The organism is Stenotrophomonas sp. KH_052 (genome assembly GCF_057838755.1).
In genome coordinates, this window is record NZ_CM174475.1 from 4,304,481 (window position 1) to 4,325,511 (window position 21,031).

Annotated in this window: 19 protein-coding genes; 10 read left to right on the plus strand and 9 right to left on the minus strand. The window is 68.1% G+C overall.

Annotated features, from left to right (window positions below):
* Positions 1-96: 96 nt before the first annotated feature.
* The 4 genes from AC3ITW_RS19685 to def form a co-directional block, all read right to left on the minus strand.
* Complete coding sequence (locus tag AC3ITW_RS19685) at positions 97-1,818, minus strand: glycosyltransferase family 39 protein (protein ID WP_489389860.1); 1,722 nt, start codon at positions 1,816-1,818, stop codon at positions 97-99.
* A 23-nt stretch (positions 1,819-1,841) separates the two neighbouring features.
* Complete coding sequence (gene rsmB, locus AC3ITW_RS19690) at positions 1,842-3,173, minus strand: 16S rRNA (cytosine(967)-C(5))-methyltransferase RsmB (RefSeq protein WP_489389861.1); 1,332 nt, start codon at positions 3,171-3,173, stop codon at positions 1,842-1,844.
* A gap of 3 nt (positions 3,174-3,176) precedes the next feature.
* A complete protein-coding gene (gene fmt, locus AC3ITW_RS19695; RefSeq protein ID WP_006395830.1) occupies positions 3,177-4,100 on the minus strand; it encodes a methionyl-tRNA formyltransferase in 924 nt (307 codons plus the stop codon).
* A 121-nt stretch (positions 4,101-4,221) separates the two neighbouring features.
* Positions 4,222-4,734 (minus strand): peptide deformylase, encoded by a 513-nt coding sequence (gene def, locus AC3ITW_RS19700; RefSeq protein WP_006395832.1) that lies wholly within the window; start codon positions 4,732-4,734, stop codon positions 4,222-4,224.
* Positions 4,735-4,860: 126 nt separating this feature from the next.
* Between def and AC3ITW_RS19705 the strand changes: the two genes are divergently transcribed.
* From AC3ITW_RS19705 to AC3ITW_RS19745, 9 genes are all read left to right on the plus strand, one after another.
* Complete coding sequence (locus tag AC3ITW_RS19705) at positions 4,861-5,994, plus strand: LysM peptidoglycan-binding domain-containing protein (RefSeq protein ID WP_006395834.1); 1,134 nt, start codon at positions 4,861-4,863, stop codon at positions 5,992-5,994.
* A 130-nt stretch (positions 5,995-6,124) separates the two neighbouring features.
* Entirely contained in the window at positions 6,125-7,252 is a 1,128-nt protein-coding gene (gene dprA / locus AC3ITW_RS19710) for a DNA-processing protein DprA (protein ID WP_012512222.1), read from the plus strand.
* Positions 7,253-7,295: 43 nt separating this feature from the next.
* Positions 7,296-7,769 (plus strand): DUF494 family protein, encoded by a 474-nt coding sequence (locus AC3ITW_RS19715; RefSeq protein ID WP_489389862.1) that lies wholly within the window; start codon positions 7,296-7,298, stop codon positions 7,767-7,769.
* A gap of 39 nt (positions 7,770-7,808) precedes the next feature.
* Positions 7,809-8,567 carry a pilin gene (locus AC3ITW_RS19720; protein ID WP_100435301.1) on the plus strand — a complete coding sequence of 253 codons (759 nt, stop codon included), beginning with the start codon at positions 7,809-7,811 and terminating at the stop codon, positions 8,565-8,567.
* Between the two features lie 49 nt (positions 8,568-8,616).
* Complete coding sequence (locus AC3ITW_RS19725) at positions 8,617-9,549, plus strand: RDD family protein (RefSeq protein ID WP_489389863.1); 933 nt, start codon at positions 8,617-8,619, stop codon at positions 9,547-9,549.
* Between the two features lie 192 nt (positions 9,550-9,741).
* Positions 9,742-12,216, plus strand: a complete 2,475-nt coding sequence (locus AC3ITW_RS19730) for a DNA topoisomerase I (RefSeq protein WP_100435302.1) — start codon at positions 9,742-9,744, stop codon at positions 12,214-12,216.
* A 131-nt stretch (positions 12,217-12,347) separates the two neighbouring features.
* Positions 12,348-12,938, plus strand: a complete 591-nt coding sequence (tsaC, locus tag AC3ITW_RS19735) for an L-threonylcarbamoyladenylate synthase type 1 TsaC (RefSeq protein ID WP_080103106.1) — start codon at positions 12,348-12,350, stop codon at positions 12,936-12,938.
* Positions 12,939-12,981: 43 nt separating this feature from the next.
* On the plus strand, positions 12,982-13,671 hold the full coding sequence (locus AC3ITW_RS19740) for a DUF4124 domain-containing protein (RefSeq protein WP_448123463.1): 690 nt from the start codon (positions 12,982-12,984) through the stop codon (positions 13,669-13,671).
* Positions 13,672-13,706: 35 nt separating this feature from the next.
* Positions 13,707-14,447 (plus strand): hypothetical protein, encoded by a 741-nt coding sequence (locus AC3ITW_RS19745; protein ID WP_100435304.1) that lies wholly within the window; start codon positions 13,707-13,709, stop codon positions 14,445-14,447.
* 93 nt (positions 14,448-14,540) lie between these two features.
* On the opposite strand, the gene AC3ITW_RS19750 is transcribed toward AC3ITW_RS19745, so the two are convergent.
* Positions 14,541-15,317 (minus strand): SDR family oxidoreductase, encoded by a 777-nt coding sequence (locus AC3ITW_RS19750; protein WP_012512228.1) that lies wholly within the window; start codon positions 15,315-15,317, stop codon positions 14,541-14,543.
* Between the two features lie 111 nt (positions 15,318-15,428).
* On the opposite strand from AC3ITW_RS19750, the gene AC3ITW_RS19755 reads away from it, so the two are divergent.
* Positions 15,429-15,641 (plus strand): hypothetical protein, encoded by a 213-nt coding sequence (locus AC3ITW_RS19755; RefSeq protein ID WP_100435305.1) that lies wholly within the window; start codon positions 15,429-15,431, stop codon positions 15,639-15,641.
* A gap of 113 nt (positions 15,642-15,754) precedes the next feature.
* Here the strand turns inward: AC3ITW_RS19755 and sppA are convergent, their stop codons facing one another.
* The 4 genes from sppA to AC3ITW_RS19775 form a co-directional block, all read right to left on the minus strand.
* A complete protein-coding gene (sppA, locus tag AC3ITW_RS19760; RefSeq protein WP_100435306.1) occupies positions 15,755-17,677 on the minus strand; it encodes a signal peptide peptidase SppA in 1,923 nt (640 codons plus the stop codon).
* A 116-nt stretch (positions 17,678-17,793) separates the two neighbouring features.
* Positions 17,794-19,158, minus strand: coding sequence for an MATE family efflux transporter (locus AC3ITW_RS19765; protein ID WP_006396212.1), 1,365 nt, complete (start codon positions 19,156-19,158; stop codon positions 17,794-17,796).
* Positions 19,159-19,396: 238 nt separating this feature from the next.
* Entirely contained in the window at positions 19,397-19,972 is a 576-nt protein-coding gene (locus AC3ITW_RS19770; RefSeq protein ID WP_100435307.1) for a DUF3106 domain-containing protein, read from the minus strand.
* Positions 19,965-20,969 carry a hypothetical protein gene (locus tag AC3ITW_RS19775; protein ID WP_100435308.1) on the minus strand — a complete coding sequence of 335 codons (1,005 nt, stop codon included), beginning with the start codon at positions 20,967-20,969 and terminating at the stop codon, positions 19,965-19,967. Before AC3ITW_RS19775 ends, AC3ITW_RS19770 begins: the two co-directional genes overlap by 8 nt.
* Positions 20,970-21,031 lie beyond the last annotated feature (62 nt).

Consider the following 21,031-nt stretch of genomic DNA (forward strand, 5'->3'; position numbering starts at 1 on the left):
TAGCGGAAAACCGGCACGGTGCCGGGAGCGGTGCCCATTCTAGGCCAGAGCGCCCTGCCGGTTGCCGCATTCCCGCCCTGTTTATGCTTCATTCGTTCAGTCCTCATCGGGCGGGCCCTGCAGGCGATACTCACGCGCCAGCTCCGCCCTCGTCGGCGTGCACGAGCCAACCACCGCCCCGGCGGGGACCAGCCACCAGCGGCGACGATTGGAGATACCGGCCACCGCGGCCCGCGAACGGTCGACGCACCCCTGCAGCGCGTCTTCATTCACCAGCAGCCAGCGACGATGCGGCGCCAGTCGCTGCCAGCGCACGGCGGCCTGCAACTGCGCGTGCCAGCGGTCCTCGAAGCCGAAGGTCGCCGCCGGGCGATCGGCCATCAGCAGATTCTGCTCCTTCCAGGCCACCAGCCCCAGTTGCGCCTCCGGACCGATGCGCACACCGACCTCGCGCATCAGACCGCGCGCGGAGCTTGAATCGTTCAGCAGCGGGTAGCCGATCAGGCTGTACAGCACCCAAGCCACGGTCAGGGTCGAAACCAGAGCGAGATGGGCACGACGTCGCCCGAACACCCACACGCTCAGTGCCGCCCAGATCCCCATCGCCAGCACCGCCCATGCCAGCGCATCGGTGGTACCGGTCAGCAGCCCGCGATCCAGGGCCAGGCGCAGCTCGTAGCCCGGCCCGCCCAGCAGCGCCAGCGCCCCGACCAGCGCCAGGCCTGCCGCCAACAACACGGTGAACACGCCAAGCACGGCCTGCACATCGCGCCGTCTCAGCAGCCCGGGCAGCAACGGCGCCAGCGCCAGGCAGAACATCGGCAATGCCGGCAGGATGTAGACATCGCGCTTGCCATGGGGAATCGAGAAGAACAGCACGACCAGCAACCACCAGGCCAGCGGCAGCAGGTAACGTGGATCACGCCGCCGCAGGCGCCGGCGCCAGGCGGGAATCGCCCATGGCAGCGCCAGGAATGCCGGGATCCACATCGACGGCATCACACCGAAGAAGTACCACCATGGCTGGTGATGGTCCCAGGACTGCGTGTAGCGACGCGCCGTCTGCCGGAACAGGATGTCGTCAATGTAGGCACGGTACTCGTCCGAGCCGGTGCCCAGCCCGGCCAGCAGCATCGGCACCAGCCACAACGACACCGCCAGCAGGAAGGCCAGCGGCGCCAGCCAGAAGCGCCCATCGCGCGCGTGCAGGGACACACGGGGCCAATGCAGGGCCGAGGCAATGGCGGCCGGCACGATCATCAGCAACGCCAACACACCCACGCCCTTGGTGATCACCCCGATGCCGGCGAAGAACCAGCCCAGCCACCACCAGCGCCAGGCCGGGCCCAGCAGCAGGTGGCGCAGCAGGCCATAGTTGGCCAGGGTGATGAACAGCATCACCAGCGGATCGATCTGCGCCTTCTTCGCCTGGAAGGTGAAGTGCAGTGCGAACAGCAGGGCCCAGCCCGCGTACAGCCCGACCTGCCGCGTCCACAGGCGGCGGCCGAGATCGACCACGCACCACAGCGTGCCCAGCGCGGCCAGCAGCGAAGGCAGCAGGAACGCCACCCGCCAGTGGCCGACCAGGCCGTACAGCGTGGCCTGCCACCACATCAGCATCGGCGGCTTGTCCGCGTACAGTTCGGTGCCGCGATGCGGGAACAACCAGTCACCACTGTCGACCATCTGCCTGGCCACCAGCGCGAAACGTGGCTCATCCGATGGCCACGGATCACGGAGGCCCAGGCCAGCCCCCAGCACCAGCAGGGCCATCACCACCAACAACCACGTCTGGCGCGACGCGTGGGTTTTCAGCATGGGACTCGAAACGGCAGCGGGGGTCAGGCTGTTTTTAGCAGACGCGCGTAGAAGAAACCGTCAGCGTCGTTTTCACCCGGCAGCCGCTGGCGTGCAACCCCTTCGCAATCCACGCCGAACGCGTCGCCGAGCGGCTGCGCCACGGCATCCGGATGCCACTTCAGGAACGCGCGCACCTGATCGATGTTCTCGGCGCGCAGGATCGAACAGGTGGCATACAGCAGCACGCCGCCCGGGCGCAGCATCGACCAGCAGGCTTCCAGCAAGCGCGCCTGCACGCCGACCAGCGCGTCGATGTCCTCGGCACGGCGGTGGAACATCACATCCGGCTGGCGGCGGATCACGCCGGTGGCCGAGCACGGCGCATCCAGCAGGATCGCGTCGAACGGCACGCCATCCCACCATGAACCGGGATCACTGGCATCTGCGGCCAGGGTCTGTACGTGCTCACCCACGCCGGTGCGGATGTAGGTATCGCGTGCGCGCGCCAGGCGGCGGGCATCGATATCCAGTGCCAGCAGGCGCAGGCTCGGATCGCGTTCAAGCAGATGCGCGGACTTGCCGCCGGGTGCCGCGCAGGCATCCAGCACGCGCGCACCAGACGCCGGCGCCAGGGCATCGGCCGCGCATTGCGCCGACAGGTCCTGCACCGACAACGCGCCTTCGGCGAACCCCGGCAGCTGGTTCACCGCAACGGGAACCGCCAGCCGCAACGCATCTGTACTGAGCGTACTTGCTTCGGCAGCGATGCCGGCTTCGGCCAGCGCTGCCAGTGCCTTGTCACGGCCGCCCTGCTGGCGGTTGGCGCGCAGCCACAGGGGCGCCGGTTGCAGGCTGGCGCTGAAGATCGCGTCGGCCTGTGCCGGCCAATCGCGTTCCACCGCATCGGCCAACCATTCCGGGAAGGCGTCGCGTGCGGGCTGCTCCGGGAAACCCTCGCGCTGTGCGCGGCGCAGGATTGCGTTGACCAGGCCGGCCTGGCGCTCGCGGCCCAGCGCGCGCGCGGCATCGACCGTGGCCGACAGTGCCGCATGCGCAGGCAGCTCCAGCACGTCCAGCTGGGCGAACCCGACCATCAGCAGCGTGCGCAGGTCGGCATCGCGGGCCGACAGCGGCTTCTGCATCCAGCCCTGCAGGGCAGCGTCATAGGTGCTGCGACGGCGCAGGACCGCGAAACACAGCGCTTCCAGCAGTGCGCGGTCGCGGCTGTCAGCCAGCTTGGGCAGCGCCCAGGCCAGTTCGGCCTTCAGCGAACGGCCACGGGTGAACACCTGTGCCAGCACGCGTGCGGCCAGCATGCGCGTGGCCGCGCCCGGCGCCGCCTTGGCGACGGAGAAATCGTTCTGCTTCGACACCGCTTATGCCCCCACGCGCAGGTCGCGGCGGGCGTTGAGGTAGTCGGCGGCGGTGATCGCCTTGCCACCCTCACGCTGCAGCACGCGCAGGCGCAGCGCGCCCTGGCCGCAGGCGATGTCGATACCGTCGCGGCTGGCCGCCAGCACCGTGCCCGGCGCCTGGCCATGGGCCAGATCCAGCGCCACTGCGCCATGGATGCGCACGCGTTCGCCAGCCAGGCTCGCCTCGGCGATCGGCCACGGGTTGAACGCGCGCACGGTGCGCGCCAGCGCGCCGGCATCCAGTACCCAGTCCAGCCGGGCCTCGGCCTTGTCCAGCTTGTGCGCGTAGGTCACGCCCTGCTCCGGCTGCGGCCGCGCGACCGGCTTGATGCCCGCGCGCAGCAGGCCCAGGCCATCAGACAGCACCTGCGCGCCGAGTTCGGCCAGCTTGTCGTGCAGCTGCCCACCGGTATCGGTGGTGGCGATCGGGAGCTCCTGGTGCAGCAGCACCGGGCCGGTATCCAGGCCAGCCTCCATCTGCATCAGGCACACGCCGGTCTTCGTATCGCCGGCCTGGATCGCACGCTGGATCGGCGCGGCACCGCGCCAGCGCGGCAGCAGCGAGGCATGCACGTTCCAGCAGCCATGGGTCGGAATGGCCAGCACCGCCTTGGGCAGGATCAGGCCGTAGGCCACCACCACCATCAGATCCGGTTGCAGGTCGCGCAGCTGCTGCTGGGCGGCCTCGTCCTTCAACGACTCGGGCTGGTAGACCGGAATGCCACGGGCCACGGCTTCAAGCTTGACCGGCGACGGCGCCAGGCCACGGCCACGGCCGGCGGGGCGATCAGGCTGGGTGTAGACAGCGACGACCTCGTGATGGCGCGCGGCCGCGCGCAGCGACGACACCGCGAATTCCGGCGTACCGGCAAAGACAATCCTCATGGCTACCCCACTTGCAGGATGGATTCGTGCAGGAAAGAAAAACGGCGCCGTCGGCCGGCGCCGTACAGCCCGCGCGTGCCGCGCAGGCACGGGCCACCCCAAGGGCGGCCCGGATTGGCGATCACGCCACGTGCTTGCGCTGCTTGGCCAGCTTCTTGCGCACCATCTCGCGCTTGAGCGGCGACAGATAGTCGATGAACAGCTTGCCGTCCAGGTGGTCCATCTCGTGCTGGATGCAGGTGGCCAGCACTTCGCCGGCCTCCAGCTCCTGCTGCTGGCCATCACGGTCCAGGTACTTCACGGTGATGGTGTCGGCGCGGGTCACGTCGGCGAAGATGCCCGGCACCGACAGGCAGCCTTCCTGGTACACCCGGCCCCCGTCCTTGGCGACGATTTCCGGGTTGATGAACACATGCGGTTCATTCTTTTCTTCACTGACATCGATGACCATGAAGCGCTTGTGCACGTCCACCTGGGTGGCGGCCAGGCCGATGCCCGGTGCGTCGTACATGGTCTGGAACATGTTGTCGACCAGTTCCTGGAAGGCCGGCGTGGTGACTTCGGCAGCGTCGATCAACGCAGCCTTGGTACGCAGGCGCGGATCGGGGAACTCGAGAATGGGGAGAAGAGCCATGGCAGTTTCCGGATTGGGGGCCGGCACGCCGGCATACGTCGCAGATTCTAGCTGCAACGCTTGCCTTGCGCCCCGGTTTCTGGACTATAGTGCGCGGACCTGTTGGGGAATCAGGGCTTCACACCTATGTTGCTTCGTTTTCGTACGGTCGTCGCCGCGGCGATGCTGACCGTGGCTGCCTATGCTACCGCCGTGGAAGTGAATGGCGGGCACCCGGACACCTATGTGGTCCGAAAAGGGGATACGTTGTGGGATATCGCCGCACGTTTCCTGCAGAAGCCGTGGCTGTGGCCGGAGATCTGGCAGGCCAATCCGCAGATCGCCAATCCGCACCTGATCTATCCCGGTGACGTGCTCAGCCTGGCCTATCTGGACCGGGTGACCGTGGCAGCCCAGCCCGGCCCGCGCCAGGAGGCTCCGATCGACGCCATTCCGCTGGCCCAGGTCGAGCCGTTCCTGAAGCAGCTGAGCGTGGTCGACAGCATCGAGCAGCTGCCCCAGGTGGTCAGCCTGGAAGACAGCCGCCTGCGCGTTTCCGGCGGCGATACCGCCTACGTGCGGCTGGCTGACGCCCAGCTGGGCCAGCGCTGGGCCGTGGTCCGCCCGACGGTACGCTATGCACAGCCCAAGCCGACCGAGGACCTGTCTGCCAATGGCGACGTCACCCCGGGCAGCGGCAACCTGTGGAAAGCCTACAGCGCACCGAACGCGCGTCGCGGCGTGCTCGGCTACGAGCTGGCCCAGCTTGCCACCGGCACCATCACCCGGGTTGCCGACGGCAAGGTCGAGGCCTCCACCCTGGTGCTGGACAAGAACGTGGGCGGCCGCGAAGTGCGTGTCGGCGACCGACTGGTCCCGATCGAGGCGAAACCGTACGACCTGCAGTTCGTGCCGCATGTACCGGCTGCGGGTGTCGAAGGCGTCGATGTGCGCGTGCTGGCTGTCACCGACATGTTCACCGCCGGGGGCCCGCGCGACGTGATCGCGATTTCGGCCGGTCGTGCCCAGGGCGTGGACAACGGCACGGTGTTCTCGCTGTGGCGGCCGGGCCGCCATGTGGCGCACCGCATGAAGTACCCGACCTCGTCACGCATGGACGACTCGCTCAGCAGCGGCGCCGGCCGGGTCTCGCTGCCAGACGAATATGCTGCGCACGCGATGGTGTTCCGTACCTTCGACAACGTCAGCTACGCGCTGGTGATGCAGGGTGTGAAGCCGGTGCGCGTGGGTTACAACGCCCTGCACCCGGACGCGAAGTAACCAGTCCCGGGTTGCCCGGCCACTGCAGGTAGTGCCGGCCGCTGGCCGGCAGACACCTCCGGCAAAGTCTGACAGCCACATGCGAAGGCGCCCTAGGGCGCCTTTGTTGTATGCACTCGATAGTGGGGGGATGACCAACCAAGCTGACGAGGCGCTGCTGCGCCTGTTGATGGCAGGCGGCGCGCTGGCGCCACGGCGGGCCCTGCTGCAGGCCGCAGGCAGCGCGGAGATTGCGATCGCGCAGGGCGCCGCGAACTGGCGCGCGCACGGCTGCACGCCGGAACAGTGCGCGGCACTGGAGCGCCCCGATACGCGGACCTGGGCGACGGGCCTGCGCTGGCTGCAGGGCGACAGCCAGCATCTGCTGGCCTTCAGCGATCCGGCCTTTCCTCCGTCCCTGCTGGACGTCCCCAACCCGCCGCTGGCACTGTTCGTGGCCGGCGACCCCAGCCTGGCCTGGCGCCCGTCGGTGGCGCTGGTCGGCAGCCGCTCGCCGACACCGGGCGGACGCGCGCTGGCAGCCCGGTTTGCCGGCTGCTTCGTCGAAGCCGGGCTGGCGGTGACCAGCGGGCTGGCCGCGGGTATCGACGCCGCCGCCCACCTGGCCGCGCTGGAGGCCGGCGGTTGCACCGTGGCAGTGATCGGCACCGGCCCCGACCGGGCCTACCCGGACAGCCATGCCCGGCTGCAGGCGCGGATCGCCGCCGAAGGCGCGGTGCTCAGCGAGTACCTGCCAGGCACACCGGCTCGTCCAGGCCACTTCCCTGCGCGCAACCGGCTGGTGGCCGGGCTGGCGCTGGCCACGGTGGTGGTCGAAGCAGCGCAACGCTCCGGCGCACTGATCACGGCCCGCCTGGCCGCCGAGGCCGGACGCGAGGTCTGCGCCCTGCCCGGCTCGGTGCTCAACCCACGCGCGGCGGGTTGCCACCGCCTCATCCGTGAAGGTGCCGCGCTGGTCGAGCGCCCCGAGGAAGTGCTGGAGCTGCTGGCCCCGGCCCTGCGCCAACAGCTGCCGGGCTTGCAATCGCGGCTGGCCACCCCCACTGAACAGGCACCGCCGGCGCTCCTGCCGGCGCGCTGGGCCGACGACCCTGACTACCAGTGCTTGTGGCGGGCCCTGGACCACAACCCAAGCGGTATGGATTCACTGATCACGCGCTGTGGATTGACGGCGTCACAGGTGTCCTCCATGCTGCTGGCCATGGAACTGGCGGGAATCGTGGTGTGCGTACACGGCCGCTACTGTCGAACTCCCTAGTTTCTTCACCTCCACAGCGTCGCGCGACGCAGGCCGAGGGGCAATGAAAGAGAGCATCCTGGACGTACTGCTGTACCTGTTTGAACACTATTTCAGCGAAGATGCGGACCTGATCCGTGACCGCGATTCGCTGCAGAACGGCCTGATCCAGGCCGGTTTCAGCCCAACCGAGATCAACAAGGCGTTCGACTGGCTCGACGCCCTGGCCGCGCAGCGGCCGAGCGTGGCCCAGGCGAGGATCGATGGCCCCGTGCGCGTCTATCACGGTCCCGAGCTGGACAAGCTGGACGTGGAATGCCGTGGTTTCCTGCTGTACCTGGAACAGCACGGCATCCTCGACGCCGACCAGCGCGAGCTGGTGCTGGACCGGGCCATGGCCCTGGACCAGGACGAACTGGACCTGGATGACCTGAAATGGGTCGTGCTGATGGTGCTGTTCAACCAGCCCGGTTCCGAAGCGGCCTATGCCTGGATGGAAACGCAGATGTTCATGGACGAGCCAGAACCCCTGCACTGACCGTACACTTGGGGGCATAGCGCATTCAGGAGCGTCCCCGTGAGCGAGTGGTTCCACGCAGAAGGCAACCGGCAGCAAGGCCCGCTGCCGGCGGAACAGTTGGTCGAGTTGTTCCGCAACAACCAGATCTCCCTGGACACCCTGGTCTGGCGCGACGGGCTGCCGCAATGGCAGCCGTTGCGCACGGTCGTCGACGAACTCGGCCTGATCGTACCGGCACTGGATGTCGCTGCGGCCGCCGCCGAACCCGAGCCGGAAGCGGAGGCGACAGCGCCGCCTCCGCCGCAGCCGCCCGTGCTGCCGCCGTCCACACCCTATGCCACCAGCACGGCGACGACGGCCCTGCCGCCTCCGAAAAAGAAACTCTCCGGCTGCGCGCTCACCGCCATCATCGGCGGCGGCCTGCTGCTGGTCCTTGTGCCGATCATTGCGATCCTTGCCGCGATCGCCCTGCCGGCCTACAACGACTACACCCTGCGTGCCAAGGTCGCTGGCGCGGTGACCGTGCTGCAACCGCTGAAGGACCAGGTCCAGCATTTCGCCGATGACGAAGGTCGTTGCCCGGGCGCCAACGACGCCGGCTTCCCGGCACCTGGCGACTTCGCCCATGCCGGCCTGTCGGCGGTGAACATCGGCCGCTTCAACAACGGCCATTGCGGTATCGAAGCCACCCTGGCCGTGCCCGGCAAGAGCATCGACGGCGACCTGCTGTGGCTGGAATACGACCGCGACAGCGGCCGCTGGGAATGCACCGGCGAAAGCGACGACAAGTACCTGCCGCCGTCGTGCCGCGGTTGAGCCGCACGCACGCCAGCCCCTCCAAGGACGACCCAACAGGGAACATGCAATGACTGAGTGGTATTACGCCGAAGGACAGCAACGCCAGGGCCCTCTGCCGGTCCAGGAGATCCGCCAGCGCTTCCAGCGCGGCCAACTGAACCTGGAAACCCTGGTCTGGCATGAAGGCATGGCGCAGTGGGCTGCGCTGCGCCAGGTGGTCGACGAGCTCGGACTGCAGACGCTGGCCGATGCCAGCACTGCCACCGGCAGTGGCGGTTTCGACCTGCGCGGCGACTATGCCGCCATCGACAACGGCACCGCGCCGCTGCCCGGCACCGGCGCCATCAGCAGCTCGCCGTACAACGCGCCGGCCGCCGCCGGTACCGCCGGCCATGTACAGCCAGTGATGGGCGGCGAAGTGATCTACGCCGGTTTCTGGAAGCGCGTAGCGGCCTACATGATCGACTACTTCGTGCTGGTCATCCCGGGCAGCATCATCGGTGCCATCCTCGGCGTGGTCCTCGGCGCCAGCATGGGTGCGGTCGGCAGTGGCGAATCGTCCATCGAAATCGTCGCGCAGCTGGCCAGTGCGTTGATCAACCTCGGCATCGGCATGGCCTACTACACCTGGTTCCATGCCTCGCGGGGCGGTGCCACACTGGGCAAGATGGCGGTCGGCATCAAGGTCGTGCGCGGCAACGGCGAGCGCCTGACCAAGGCCCGCGCCTTCGGTCGCTACTGGGCCATGCTGCTGAGCAGCTTCACCCTCGGCATCGGCTTCCTGATGGCAGCGTTCACCGAGCGCAAGCAGGGCCTGCACGACATGATCTGCGACACCCTGGTGGTCGACCGCTGGGCCTATACCGACCAGCCGCAGCTGCAGCGTCGGGAACTGGGCACGGTCACCATCCTGGTCCTGGTCCTGACCGCCCTGCTGTCGCTGGCGGGCCTGGTCCTGCTGGTGGCAGCGGTCGGCTTCATCGCCAAGATGGCCTCATGAACGACCATCCTCACGCCTCGCTGCTTGACATGGGCTGGCCGGGCGTGATTCCTCTAATAAGGTGAAACCTGAACGCCCGGCACACTACCGGGCGTTCAGTTTATGGATTTGCCCGTGGCCGCTTCACTAATGCGGCCGTTTGCTCCACCCTAGCGGCCCCTTCCCCCGGTCCGCCCACAGACCTTTCCTGACATGCCCAAGCACCTGCTCATCGTCGAATCGCCGGCCAAGGCCAAGACGATCAACAAATACCTCGGCAAGGACTACACCGTCCTGGCCTCGTATGGGCATGTGCGTGACCTGATTCCGAAGGAAGGCGCAGTCGACCCGGACAACGGGTTCGCCATGCACTACGACGTGATCGACAAGAACGAAAAGCATGTCGATGCGATCGCCAAGGCCGCCAAGAGCGCCGACGACATCCTGCTGGCGACCGACCCGGATCGCGAGGGTGAGGCGATCAGCTGGCACATCGCCGAGATCCTGAAGGAACGCGGGCTGGTCAAGGACAAGCCGATGCAGCGCGTGGTCTTCACCGAGATCACCCCGCGCGCCATCAAGGAAGCGATCAGCCAGCCGCGCGCGATCGCCAGCGACCTGGTCGATGCCCAGCAGGCGCGCCGCGCGCTGGATTACCTGGTCGGTTTCAACCTGTCGCCGGTGCTGTGGCGCAAGGTACAGCGCGGTTTGTCCGCCGGCCGCGTGCAGAGCCCGGCGCTGCGCATGATCGTCGAGCGCGAGGAGGAGATCGAAGCCTTCATCGCCCGCGAGTACTGGTCGATCGCCGCCGAGTGCGCGCATCCCTCGCAGCACTTCAACGCCAAGCTGATCAAGCTGGACGGGCAGAAGTTCGAGCAGTTCACCGTCACCGATGGCGACACCGCCGAGGCGGCCCGCCTGCGCATCCAGCAGGCCGCGCAGGGTGCGCTGCACGTCACCGACGTGGCCAGCAAGGAGCGCAAGCGTCGCCCGGCACCGCCGTTCACCACCTCCACGCTGCAGCAGGAAGCCTCGCGCAAGCTCGGCTTCACCACCCGCAAGACCATGCAGGTGGCGCAGAAGCTGTACGAAGGCGTGGCCATCGGTGACGAAGGCACCGTCGGCCTGATCTCGTACATGCGTACCGACTCGGTGAACCTGTCGCAGGATGCACTGACCGAGATCCGCGACGTGATCGCCCGTGACTACGGCATCGCCTCGCTGCCGGATCAGCCCAACACCTACCAGACCAAGTCGAAGAACGCCCAGGAAGCGCACGAAGCGGTGCGCCCGACCTCGGCACTGCGCACCCCTGCGCAGGTCGCGCGCTACCTGACCGATGACGAGCGCAAGCTGTACGAACTGATCTGGAAGCGTGCGGTGGCCTGCCAGATGATCCCGGCCACGCTCAACACCGTCAGCGTCGATCTGTCGGCCGGCAGCGAGCACGTGTTCCGCGCCAGCGGCACCACCGTGGTGGTGCCCGGCTTCCTGGCCGTGTACGAAGAAGGCAAGGACAACAAGAGCGCCGAGGACGAGGACGAAGGCCGCAAGCTGCCGGCGATGAAGCCCGGCGACCGCGTGCCGCTGGAGCGCATCCTGGCCGACCAGCACTTCACCCAGCCGCCGCCGCGCTTCACCGAAGCGGCGCTGGTGAAGGCGCTGGAAGAGTACGGCATCGGTCGTCCCTCGACCTACGCTTCGATCATCCAGACCCTGCTGTTCCGCAAGTACGTGGAAATGGAAGGCCGCAGCTTCCGCCCGTCCGATGTCGGCCGCGCGGTATCCAAGTTCCTGTCCAGCCACTTCACCCAGTACGTCGACTACGACTTCACCGCCAAGCTCGAGGACGAGCTCGATGCCGTCTCGCGTGGCGAGGAAGAGTGGATTCCGCTGATGTCGCGCTTCTGGGGACCGTTCAAGGAACTGGTCGAAGACAAGAAGGAATCGGTCGACCGCGCCGAGGCCAGCGGCGCACGCGAACTGGGCACCGACCCGAAGACCGGCAAGCCGGTCAGCGTGCGCCTGGGCCGTTTCGGGCCGTACGCGGCCATCGGCAGCACCGCCGAGGACGCCGAGGAGAAGCCCAAGTTCGCCTCGCTTCGTCCGGGCCAGTCGATGCACACCATCACCCTGGAAGACGCGCTGGAGCTGTTCCTGATGCCGCGCGCACTGGGTGAGGACAAGGGCGAAGACGTCAGCGTCGGCATCGGTCGTTTCGGCCCGTTCGCCAAGCGCGGCAGCACCTATGCCTCGCTGAAGAAGGAAGATGACCCGTACACCATTGACCTGGCCCGCGCCGTGTTCCTGATCGAAGAGAAGGAAGAGATCGCGCGCAACCGGATCATCAAGGAGTTCGAGGGCAGCGACATCCAGGTGCTGAACGGCCGCTTCGGCCCGTACATCAGCGACGGCAGGATGAACGGCAAGATCCCCAAGGATCGCGAACCGGCGTCGCTGACCCTGACCGAAGTACAGCAGCTGATGGAAGAAACCGGCAAGCCGGTGCGCAAGGGCTTCGGCAAGAAGGCCGCGGCCAAGAAGGCACCTGCGAAGAAGGCAGCGGTGAAGAAGGAGGCGGCACCGAAGAAGGCCGCCGCCAAGAAGGCCCCCGCCAAGAAAGCGGTGAAGAAGGCTGCTGCGAAGAAGGCGCCGGCCAAGAAGGCCGTCAAGAAGGCCGCGAAGTAGATCCACGCCCTGCGTGGATGAGGGATAGTGCCGGCCGCTGGCCGGCAACCCCCAGAAGCATCAGATGCCGGCCAGCGGCCGGCACTACCAGGGTGCCTGGTTCCACCCTATCTGCACGCAGCGGGGGGATAATGAAGGCCCACGCCGGGCCGGTCGCCGCCATGAAAGAACTCACCCTGGACTCCGCTGTCGCCTCGCTCCGCGCAGGCGGCGTGATTGCCTATCCGACCGAAGCGGTCTGGGGCCTGGGCTGCGATCCCTCGCACGAAGCCGCCGTGCACATGGTGCTGCGGCTGAAGCAGCGCCCGATCGAGAAAGGCATGATCCTGGTCGCCGCCGAGCTGGCGCAGCTGGAAGGCTGGGTGCGCCTGCAGGCATTGCCCGATGCCCGCCAGCGCGCGGTGCTGGCCAGCTGGCCCGGCGCCAACACCTGGATCCTGCCTGCCGGCCCACGCGCCCAACCGTGGATTACCGGCGAGCACAGCGGCATTGCCGTGCGCATCAGTGCCCACCCGCTGGTGGCCGCGCTATGCCGCGCCTGGGGTGGCCCGCTGGTGTCCACCAGCGCCAACCTGGCCGGCGAGCCACCGGCACGCAGCCGCGAGGAGCTCGACCCACGCCTGCTGCGCCTGCTCGACGGCATCCTCGATGGCGAGACCGGCGGCCTGGCCCAGCCGACGCCGATCCGCGACGCGCTCAGCGGCAACGTGCTGCGCTCCTGAGCCGGCGATTGCACAGCCACCGACAATCGCGCACCCTGCCGCCATGAACCTGCTGCGAGCCACCTTGGGCCTGTGCCTGCTGCTGCCTTGGACCGCGCCGGCCGCCGAGGACGTGCGCGTATACCGCTGCGTGGCCAGCAACGGTGCCGTGGCGCTGCAGGACACGCCCTGCAACAGCGGCCGCCAGGAAGTGCGCGACCTTCAGCGTCCGCGCGATCCTGCGCCGCGTGTGGTGCGCAGTGACGCCACGCCATTGCCGCCCAGCGAAACCCCGGTCATCCGCGAGCGCGAAGTACGCCACGTCTACATCCAGCCGCCGCAGCCGATGTACGAGTGCGTGGCCGAGGATGGCCGGCGCTATACCAGCGACAACAACGACGGCAATCCGCGCTGGGTCCCGTTGTGGACCAGTGTCTGGCTGCCGCATGGGCATCGTGGCCCGGCCTATCCCGGACCGCGCCCGGCCTTCGGTACACCGGTCGGGACCCCCATCGGTGAAGGCGCGGGTTATCGTCCGCCCTCGGTGGGCATGGGGGTACAGGTTCCGGCCGGCAGCGTCCTGGTGCGCGACAGCTGCCATGCGCTGCCACCGCAGGAAGTCTGCGCGCGCCTGCGTGACCGCCGCTGGGAACTGGACCGCCGCTACAACAGCGCGCTGCAGAGCGAGCGTACGGCCATCAGCAACGAACAGCGCGGCATCGACGCACGCGTGTCGCGCGACTGCCGGCGCTGAGCGCCAACCACCCTCGCAGCCTGTACGCTGTGTGCATGAAAAGAGTGATCTGGCTGGCCCTGGTGCTGCTGCCCGGCAGCGCACTGGCCGAAGAAGGCGTGATCTACCGTTGCACTTCCGGCAGCAGTGACGTCCCTACCCTGCAACGCACCCCCTGCCCCGCCGGCAGCAAACAGCAGGTGCTGCGCGTGCCCGATCCGTCCAGCACGCAACCGGCGGCGGTTGCAGCGTCCCCTGCACCTGCACCGGCCCTCATCGAAGCGCCCACGCTCGCAGCGTCCGACCCCATCGCGGCGCCTGAGGCCACAGCAGCCCCGCGGCGCGCCGACGAAGGGCGCACGATCATGGAAGCGGGCATGGTCGAACGCGAAGGCGGCGACCTGATTCTCGACAGCGCCACCTTGCGCCGCGATGCTGATGCCCAGGCCGCCAAGGACGCGTCATCCAAACCACCACCGCCATCGATCTTCCAGTGCAACGACAACCAGGGAAGTGGCTACCTGCATGAGTATGAGGCTTCACCCGGGCGTTGCGAACTGTTGACGGTGCAGGGTCTTGGCGGCGTCACGCCGGTGAATGCGGCCAGCTGCGAAGTGGTACGCGACCGCTGCGAGGAACTGCCTGAAGCGCAGCGTTGCGGTGGCTGGCAGCAGCGCTTCCGCGATGCGCGAGGCCGCGAGCGTTTCGCCGCACCGGAGAACCGCGACGGTGCACGCAGCGAGCGCGAGCGGCTGCAGGGCGTGCTGGAGGCCAGCAACTGTCCTGTGCCGGGGTGACGGCCACCCGGTAGTGCCGGCCGCTGGCCGGCAACTGCAATCATCTGAAGATCCTGCGGTTGCCGGCCAGCGGCCGGCACTACCACCTCATGATCAGAACCCGTAGCGCAGGAAACCACCATCCACCGCGATGCACTCGCCGGTGACATAGCTGGCGGCCGGCAGGCACAGGAAGCCCACGGCCGCAGCCACTTCCTCCGGCTCCCCGATGCGGCGCATCGGCGTACGGTTGATCACTTCCTCGTAGTAATCCGGGTCCGACAGCGGGCCGGACGTACGCCGCGTGCGGATGTACCAAGGCGCCACCGCATTGACCCGGATGCCATCCTCGGCCCACTCGACGGCCAGGTTGCGGGTCATCTGGTGCATCGCCGCCTTGCTCATGCCGTAGACCACGCCGCTGCGCACATGGGTCAGGCCGGACACGCTGCCGACGTTGACGATGGATGACGAGGCATGGCGTGCCAGCAGCGGGTGCGCGTAGCGCGACAGTTCGAACGCAGAGAACAGGTTGGTCTCGAAGATGTTGCGCCACTCGTCCTCGGAATACTCGGTAGCCGCTTTGCTGATGTTGCCGCCGGCGTTGTTGACCAGGATGTGCAGGCCATCGCTATGGTCTTCCACCCAGTCCAGGATCTGCCGGCGGTCTTCGTCATCGGAAACATCGGCAGCCAGCGCGTGCACCTGCATCTGCGGATACACATCCAGCAGCTCGTCGCGCGCGGTCTCCAGCATGTCAATATCGCGCCCGACGATCATCAGGTCGGCACCGAAGCCAGCCAGTTCATGCGCGATCGCAAGGCCGATGCCGGCGCTGGCGCCGGTGATCAGGGCGGTCTGGCCGTCCAGGCGCCACCGTTGCTGGGTCATGTGTCCTCCGGGGCCGCGCCCGCTGTGTTTCGATGCGGCAAGGATACGCGCTCACGGCAGCTCCCTGCCCGGAATGCGACACTGCACGCACGCCCACTGCGGAGAGCCGCCATGCGCATCCTGATCGTGTCCACGTCCCTGCTGGCCGCCGTGCTGCTGGCGGCGTGCCAACGGCCGCCGACGCCCAACCCGGAGAAGCCACCGGCTCCGCAGGCAATAACCCGTGCGATGCATGAGCCGCTGGACCGCGCCAAGAGCGCGCATAAGGCCGTGGAGGATGCTGCAGCACGCGAGCAGAAGGCCGAGGCCGACGCGACGCAATGACCTGTGGGGTCAGAGCCCTTTGCGGAGCAAAGGGATCCGACCCCATGAACGAGAACGCCCGGCCAGGGCCGGGCGTACTCAGTAGATCCACACCATGCGTGGATGGCTTCCGATCAGAACCCGCAGAAGCAGTACGCCAGTGCCTTCACCGGCGCACCGTTGCCCTTGTCGCGGGCCGCGTTCTCGACGAAGCGCAGCTGCGTATCCACTTCCGGCATCGCACGCGCCAGCATCATCCGCGCCATGCCCGAGTCGGACAGCATCCAGGCACCGGCACGGCTGCCAGCGAAGCCGCTGACGAACTGCGCGAACGGCGTTGCCGCCTTCTCGATGTAACGTACGCGATAGGCATCGGCCTTGCCCAGCTTGGCACGGCTGGCGGCATCGGCCACCGCATCCTTCAGGCCACCGAAGGCGTCGACCAGGCCACGTTCCTTGGCCTGCGCACCGCTCCACACGCGGCCACGGGCCACTTCGTCGACCGCCTCGACCGGCTTCTTGCGGGCGTCGGCAACGCGACCGGTGAAGTCGGCGTAACCCTTGTTGATCACCGACTGGATGACCTGGCCCACCGCCGGGTCCATCGGGCGGGTGACGTCGAAGGCACCGGCGAAGCGGGTCGTGCCGACGCCGTCGGTGTGCACGCCGATCTTGTCCAGCGCGCGGCTGAAGTTCGGCACCATGCCGAAGATGCCGATCGAACCGGTGATGGTCGACGGATCGGCGTAGATGCGGTCGGCATTCATGCTGATCCAGTAACCACCGGAGGCGGCCAGGTCGCCCATCGACACCACCACCGGCTTGCCGGCAGCCTGCAGGGCCACCACTTCGCGACGGATCTGCTCGGAGGCGAACACCTCACCACCCGGCGAATTGACGCGCAGCACCACGGACTTCACGTTCTCATCGTCACGCGCGGCACGCAGCAGTGCCGAGGTCGACTCGCCACCGATGCGGCCGGCCGGCAGGTCGCCACCGCTGATCTCGCCGGCGGCCACCACCACCGCCACCTGCGGACGCGAGTCCACCGGGTTGCGGCGCGCATCGAGCTGGCCCAGGTAGCTGCCGAAGTCGACGTTGCGGAAACCACCGTCGGCATCGTCGTCAGCCACGCCGCGCTCGATCATCAGATCCTCGAACTCCTCGCGGGTCTTCAGCGAGGTCACCAGCTTCTGCTGCAGGGCGAACTTGGCCAGGTCGCCACCGGCGGCGGAGATGCCTTCCGGCAGCGTGTCGATGCCGGCGGCCAGCTGTGCCGGATCCAGGCGGCGGGCCTTGGCGATGTCGCCCAGGTAGCGCTGCCACACGTCGTTCATCCAGAACAGATCGGCTTCCTTGGATGCCGGCGAAGCGGCGTCGAGCACGTACGGCTCGGCGGCGGACTTGTACTCGCCCACCTTGAACAGGTGCACGTCCACGCCCAGCTTGTCCTGCAGGCCGGTGCGGAAGTACTGGCGGTAGCGGCCCAGGCCCTCGAGCACCACCGACCCCATCGGGTCCAGGTAGACCTCATCGGCCTGCGCGGCCAGCAGGTACTGCGCCTGGCCCATGCTCTCGCTGTAAGCCACCAGCTGCTTGCCGGATGCACGCAGGTCCTGCAGCGCAGCGGCCACTTCACGCAGCGACGCGAAGCCCGACGGCTGCAGCTTGTCCAGCTCCAGCACCACGCGCTCGATCTTCTTGTCTTCCTTGGCCGACTCGATCACCCGCAGCAGGTCACGCAGCTGGATCTCTTCGGCACCGTTGTCGCCCACCGCTTTGGCCAGTGCGCGGCTGACCGGGTCAGCGCTGAACTGCTCGACCAGGCGGCCTTCCGGCGCGATCACCAGGGTGGTGCGGTCCTGCAGCGATTTGCTGGCACCGGCACCCATGCCGGCGGCGATGACGAACATCACCAGCAGCAGGAACAGCAGGCCGAAGAACACCAGGTTGAGGATCAACCGGCGGGTGAAATTCATGACGTCCCACAGCCCGATGAAGAAACTGGCGACGGGGTTGCGACGCGCCGGGGGCAGCGGGGGCACGGGTTGATTCATGGAACGCTCCGGGAGGCTTCTTGCCGTAGTGCCAGCATAGCCGGTGCCGCGTGATGCGGCATCGGACACAAGTCAGGGGATCGCCCGCCACGGGTCGCCGGGGCGGGCGGGACGGATCAGGACAGGCTGGACTGGCCGATGCGCAGGCTGCTGCGGCGCAGGCGCCAGCCCATCAGGATCGCCGCCGCGGTGAGACCGACGATCAGGCCGATCCACATGCCCTGCGGGCCCATGCCCAGCCCCAGGCCAAGCCCGGCGCCGAGCGGCATGCCCAGACCCCAGTACGCGAACATGGCGATGAACATCGGCACGCGGGTGTCCTTCAGGCCGCGCAGCGCACCCGCCGACAGCACCTGGATGCCATCCGGGAACTGGAAGGTAGCCGCGTACAGCAGCAGGGTCGAAGCCAGCCCGGCCACTGCCAGGTCGTTGGTGTAGACACCGACGATGGCGTCATGGCCGAACAGCAGCACCGCCGCCGACAGGGTCTGCGTACCCATGATGATCGCGTAGCCGGCCCAGGCCGCACGGCGTACGCCGAAGCCATCGCCACGGCCGACCGCATGGCCGACACGCACGGTGGTGGCCTCGGCCACGCCCATCGGGATCATGAAGCACAGCTGCGCGACGTTGATCGCGATCTGGTGTGCGGCCGCTTCATTGGCACCCAGACGGCCGATCAGCAGCGCGGTGACGATGAACAGACCACCTTCCATCAGCACGGTGATGCCGATCGGCAGGCCGGTGCGCAGCAGGTCCCAGATCGCCGGCCAGCGCGGCCCTTCGAAGTGCGAGAACAGCTGCAGGTGGGCGAAGCGCTTGGTGAACCACAGGTAGGTGGCGAAGGCGATCGCCTGCAGCCACATCATCACCGCCGAGGCGATGCCGAGGCCTTCGGCACCCATTTCCGGGAAGCCGAGCTTGCCGTTGGCCAGCACGTAACCCATTGGTGCCAGCACCAGCAGGCCGCCGAAGCCGATCAGCATGGTCGGCAGGGTCCAGTGCATGCCCTCGCTGAGGTAGCGCATGCAGAAGTACAGGGTCAGTGCCGGGCCACCCCAGCGCACCGCATGCAGGAACGCGGTCGCCCCCGGCACGATGTCCGGCGCGATGCCGAACGCAGGCAGCAACGGCGGCACTACGGTGAGGAAGGTGAACATGATCAGGCCCAGGCCCAGCGCCAACCACAGCGCCTGGCGGAACAGCGGGCCGATCTCGCGTTCACGGCCAGCGCCATGCAGCTGCGACACCGAGGCGGTGAGCGAGATCAGGGTACCGATCGGGATCAACATCGGCAGCCACAAGAGCGCCGTGCCGATGGTCACCGCGGCCAGGGTCGCTGTGGCGTGGTGGCCGGCAATGACGTTGTCGACGAAGGAGATCAGACCGGTGGAGACATGCCCGAGCACAAGCGGCAGGGCGAGCAGACCGGTGGCGCCGACTTCCTTGCTGAAGCGCGGCGTGGAGGTTGCAGTAGACATAAGGTGCTTGACGCGAACTGCGGTTGCGCGCGAAGGGCACAGGCACCGGGTTGCGGCCGGTCATCTTACGCGCGCAGCGCGCGCATTCCCATGACATGGCGTGAATGCTGGGTTCCGGCAGGCCCCGGCATCACGCGTTGCGATCGCGTTACGAACAGAAAAAGGGGACGGAGGGAATTAAGTCGTTTCAAGCCCGACTGTGCCGAATACGACTTAATCCCCTCCGTCCCTTTTCTTTCTACTGCCCAGCCTGGCGCTTGAGCCAGGTGTCGCGCTCGGCGGTTGGCACGGCGAGGAAGGCGCTGCGCACCGCGTCGCGTTCCTGCGGCGGCGTGCGCTGCGCGACCAGGGTCAGCTGGGCCAGCTGCGCCGGGCTGAGCTGGCGCAGCACGGCCAGCGCGGCCTCGCGCTGTTCCGGCGGCACGAAGCCAAACAGACCATGCAGCTTGGGGAATTCCAGGCCCAGCTGCGGGCCCAGCCGCCAGCCTTCGCGGAATGCCTGGTCCTGCGCCTGGAACTGCTGGCGCAGGCGCTGCTGCTGATCGGCCGGCAGCGCACTGAAACGCGCCGCAGCCTGGCGGATACGCTCACGCTCACCTTCCGGCAACGCCCGCCACGCCGCGTAGTCGGCACGGCGCTGGCGCTGCTGCTGGGCATCCAGGTGGGCAAACGTCGACGGTGCCGCGGCGGGCGTCGGCGCCACCGTCGGAATCCCAGGCGACGGCGGTGGCAGCGGCACGTTGACGGTCTGCGGCGTGGCCGACAGCGACAGCGGCAGGGCCAGCAGCAGGCTGGCGAACACGGTCTTATTCATCGGCAGCAGCGGTTTCCAGCGTGGCGCTGGCCGGCTCCGGCCGGCTCGGCTTGGATTGCGATTCGTCCACCGGCAGCGGGCCGCCAGCGGCCGTCCACGCATACAGGTCGGCATCGGCCACCAGCGGATAGTCGCGGTCGGCCAACATCGTGGCGTCGTCGGCAGCCTGGGCCGGGGGCGCATCCGGCGCGGCGTTGACCTTGCTCGGCGGCAGCGCCTCCACCGTGACCGGACCGGCATCGCCCACCACGCCTTCCGGCAGCGGTGCATCGCTACCCAGCGCACGGCCCTGCCAATGGCGCCAGCCCAGCGCGGCGGCCAGCAGCACCGACACGGTCAGCAACAGGATCAGCGGACCGCGCCAGCGCGGCTTGGCGTTCGCACGGCGGCGCTTTCCATTGGTGGCGGCACGCTCGTCCCGCTGCGGTGCGCGCCAGCTGGAGGCCGGAGTTTCATTGTTGGCGGCCGGTGCGGCCGGTTGTTGCAGCTGCTGCAGGCGCTTGGCCGGCAGGTCGCGGATGCGCAGCTGTACCTGCTCGGCCAGCTGCCGCCAGGCCGAGGCATCGGGCTGGCCGTGGGCATCGCGCGGACAGGCATCGGCCAGCAACTGCTGGTAACCGGCCTCGTCCTGGTCGAGCACGCGCATGGCAATGCCCTCCTCCAGGCTGCCGCCCACCCGCAGCAACAGCGCCAGCCGCGGCAGCGGCCCCATCTCACCCAGCGCGGCCAACGGTGGCGCCCACTGTCCGCCCAGCGGTTCGCGCAGCGCCTGACGCTGGCCCAGCAGGGTCCAGAAGCGGGTCGGCCACTGCGCCATCGGCAGGTCGCTGGCGACGGCGGCAAAGGCGCGCATCACCGCCACCAGGGTCTGTTCGGCACGGGCGGCTTCGCCGCACTGCAGTTCAGCCACCACCAGGGCACGGCGTTCGACGCCACGCAGGAACGCCGACAGCGCGCCGGCCGCGGTCGAGGAAACAGGGGCGGGCACAGCCGTCATCGGTCACTCCAAAGGTCTGCCGGCATGATAGCGGCAGGCCATCGACGCCCGGCAGGACTTGC

Bases quoted from the DNA above. Each gene is read 5' to 3' on its own strand.
- AC3ITW_RS19750 (WP_012512228.1), bottom strand. From the start codon at position 15,317: ATGACCCAGCAACGGTGGCGCCTGGACGGCCAGACCGCCCTGATCACC.
- AC3ITW_RS19705 (WP_006395834.1), top strand. From the start codon at position 4,861: ATGTTGCTTCGTTTTCGTACGGTCGTCGCCGCGGCGATGCTGACCGTG.
- tsaC (WP_080103106.1), top strand. From the start codon at position 12,348: ATGAAGGCCCACGCCGGGCCGGTCGCCGCCATGAAAGAACTCACCCTG.
- AC3ITW_RS19730 (WP_100435302.1), top strand. From the start codon at position 9,742: ATGCCCAAGCACCTGCTCATCGTCGAATCGCCGGCCAAGGCCAAGACG.
- fmt (WP_006395830.1), bottom strand. From the start codon at position 4,100: ATGAGGATTGTCTTTGCCGGTACGCCGGAATTCGCGGTGTCGTCGCTG.
- AC3ITW_RS19765 (WP_006396212.1), bottom strand. From the start codon at position 19,158: ATGTCTACTGCAACCTCCACGCCGCGCTTCAGCAAGGAAGTCGGCGCC.
- dprA (WP_012512222.1), top strand. From the start codon at position 6,125: ATGACCAACCAAGCTGACGAGGCGCTGCTGCGCCTGTTGATGGCAGGC.
- AC3ITW_RS19715 (WP_489389862.1), top strand. From the start codon at position 7,296: ATGAAAGAGAGCATCCTGGACGTACTGCTGTACCTGTTTGAACACTAT.
- AC3ITW_RS19740 (WP_448123463.1), top strand. From the start codon at position 12,982: ATGAACCTGCTGCGAGCCACCTTGGGCCTGTGCCTGCTGCTGCCTTGG.
- def (WP_006395832.1), bottom strand. From the start codon at position 4,734: ATGGCTCTTCTCCCCATTCTCGAGTTCCCCGATCCGCGCCTGCGTACC.
- AC3ITW_RS19685 (WP_489389860.1), bottom strand. From the start codon at position 1,818: ATGCTGAAAACCCACGCGTCGCGCCAGACGTGGTTGTTGGTGGTGATG.
- sppA (WP_100435306.1), bottom strand. From the start codon at position 17,677: ATGAATCAACCCGTGCCCCCGCTGCCCCCGGCGCGTCGCAACCCCGTC.
- AC3ITW_RS19775 (WP_100435308.1), bottom strand. From the start codon at position 20,969: ATGACGGCTGTGCCCGCCCCTGTTTCCTCGACCGCGGCCGGCGCGCTG.
- AC3ITW_RS19755 (WP_100435305.1), top strand. From the start codon at position 15,429: ATGCGCATCCTGATCGTGTCCACGTCCCTGCTGGCCGCCGTGCTGCTG.
- AC3ITW_RS19725 (WP_489389863.1), top strand. From the start codon at position 8,617: ATGACTGAGTGGTATTACGCCGAAGGACAGCAACGCCAGGGCCCTCTG.
- AC3ITW_RS19745 (WP_100435304.1), top strand. From the start codon at position 13,707: ATGAAAAGAGTGATCTGGCTGGCCCTGGTGCTGCTGCCCGGCAGCGCA.
- AC3ITW_RS19770 (WP_100435307.1), bottom strand. From the start codon at position 19,972: ATGAATAAGACCGTGTTCGCCAGCCTGCTGCTGGCCCTGCCGCTGTCG.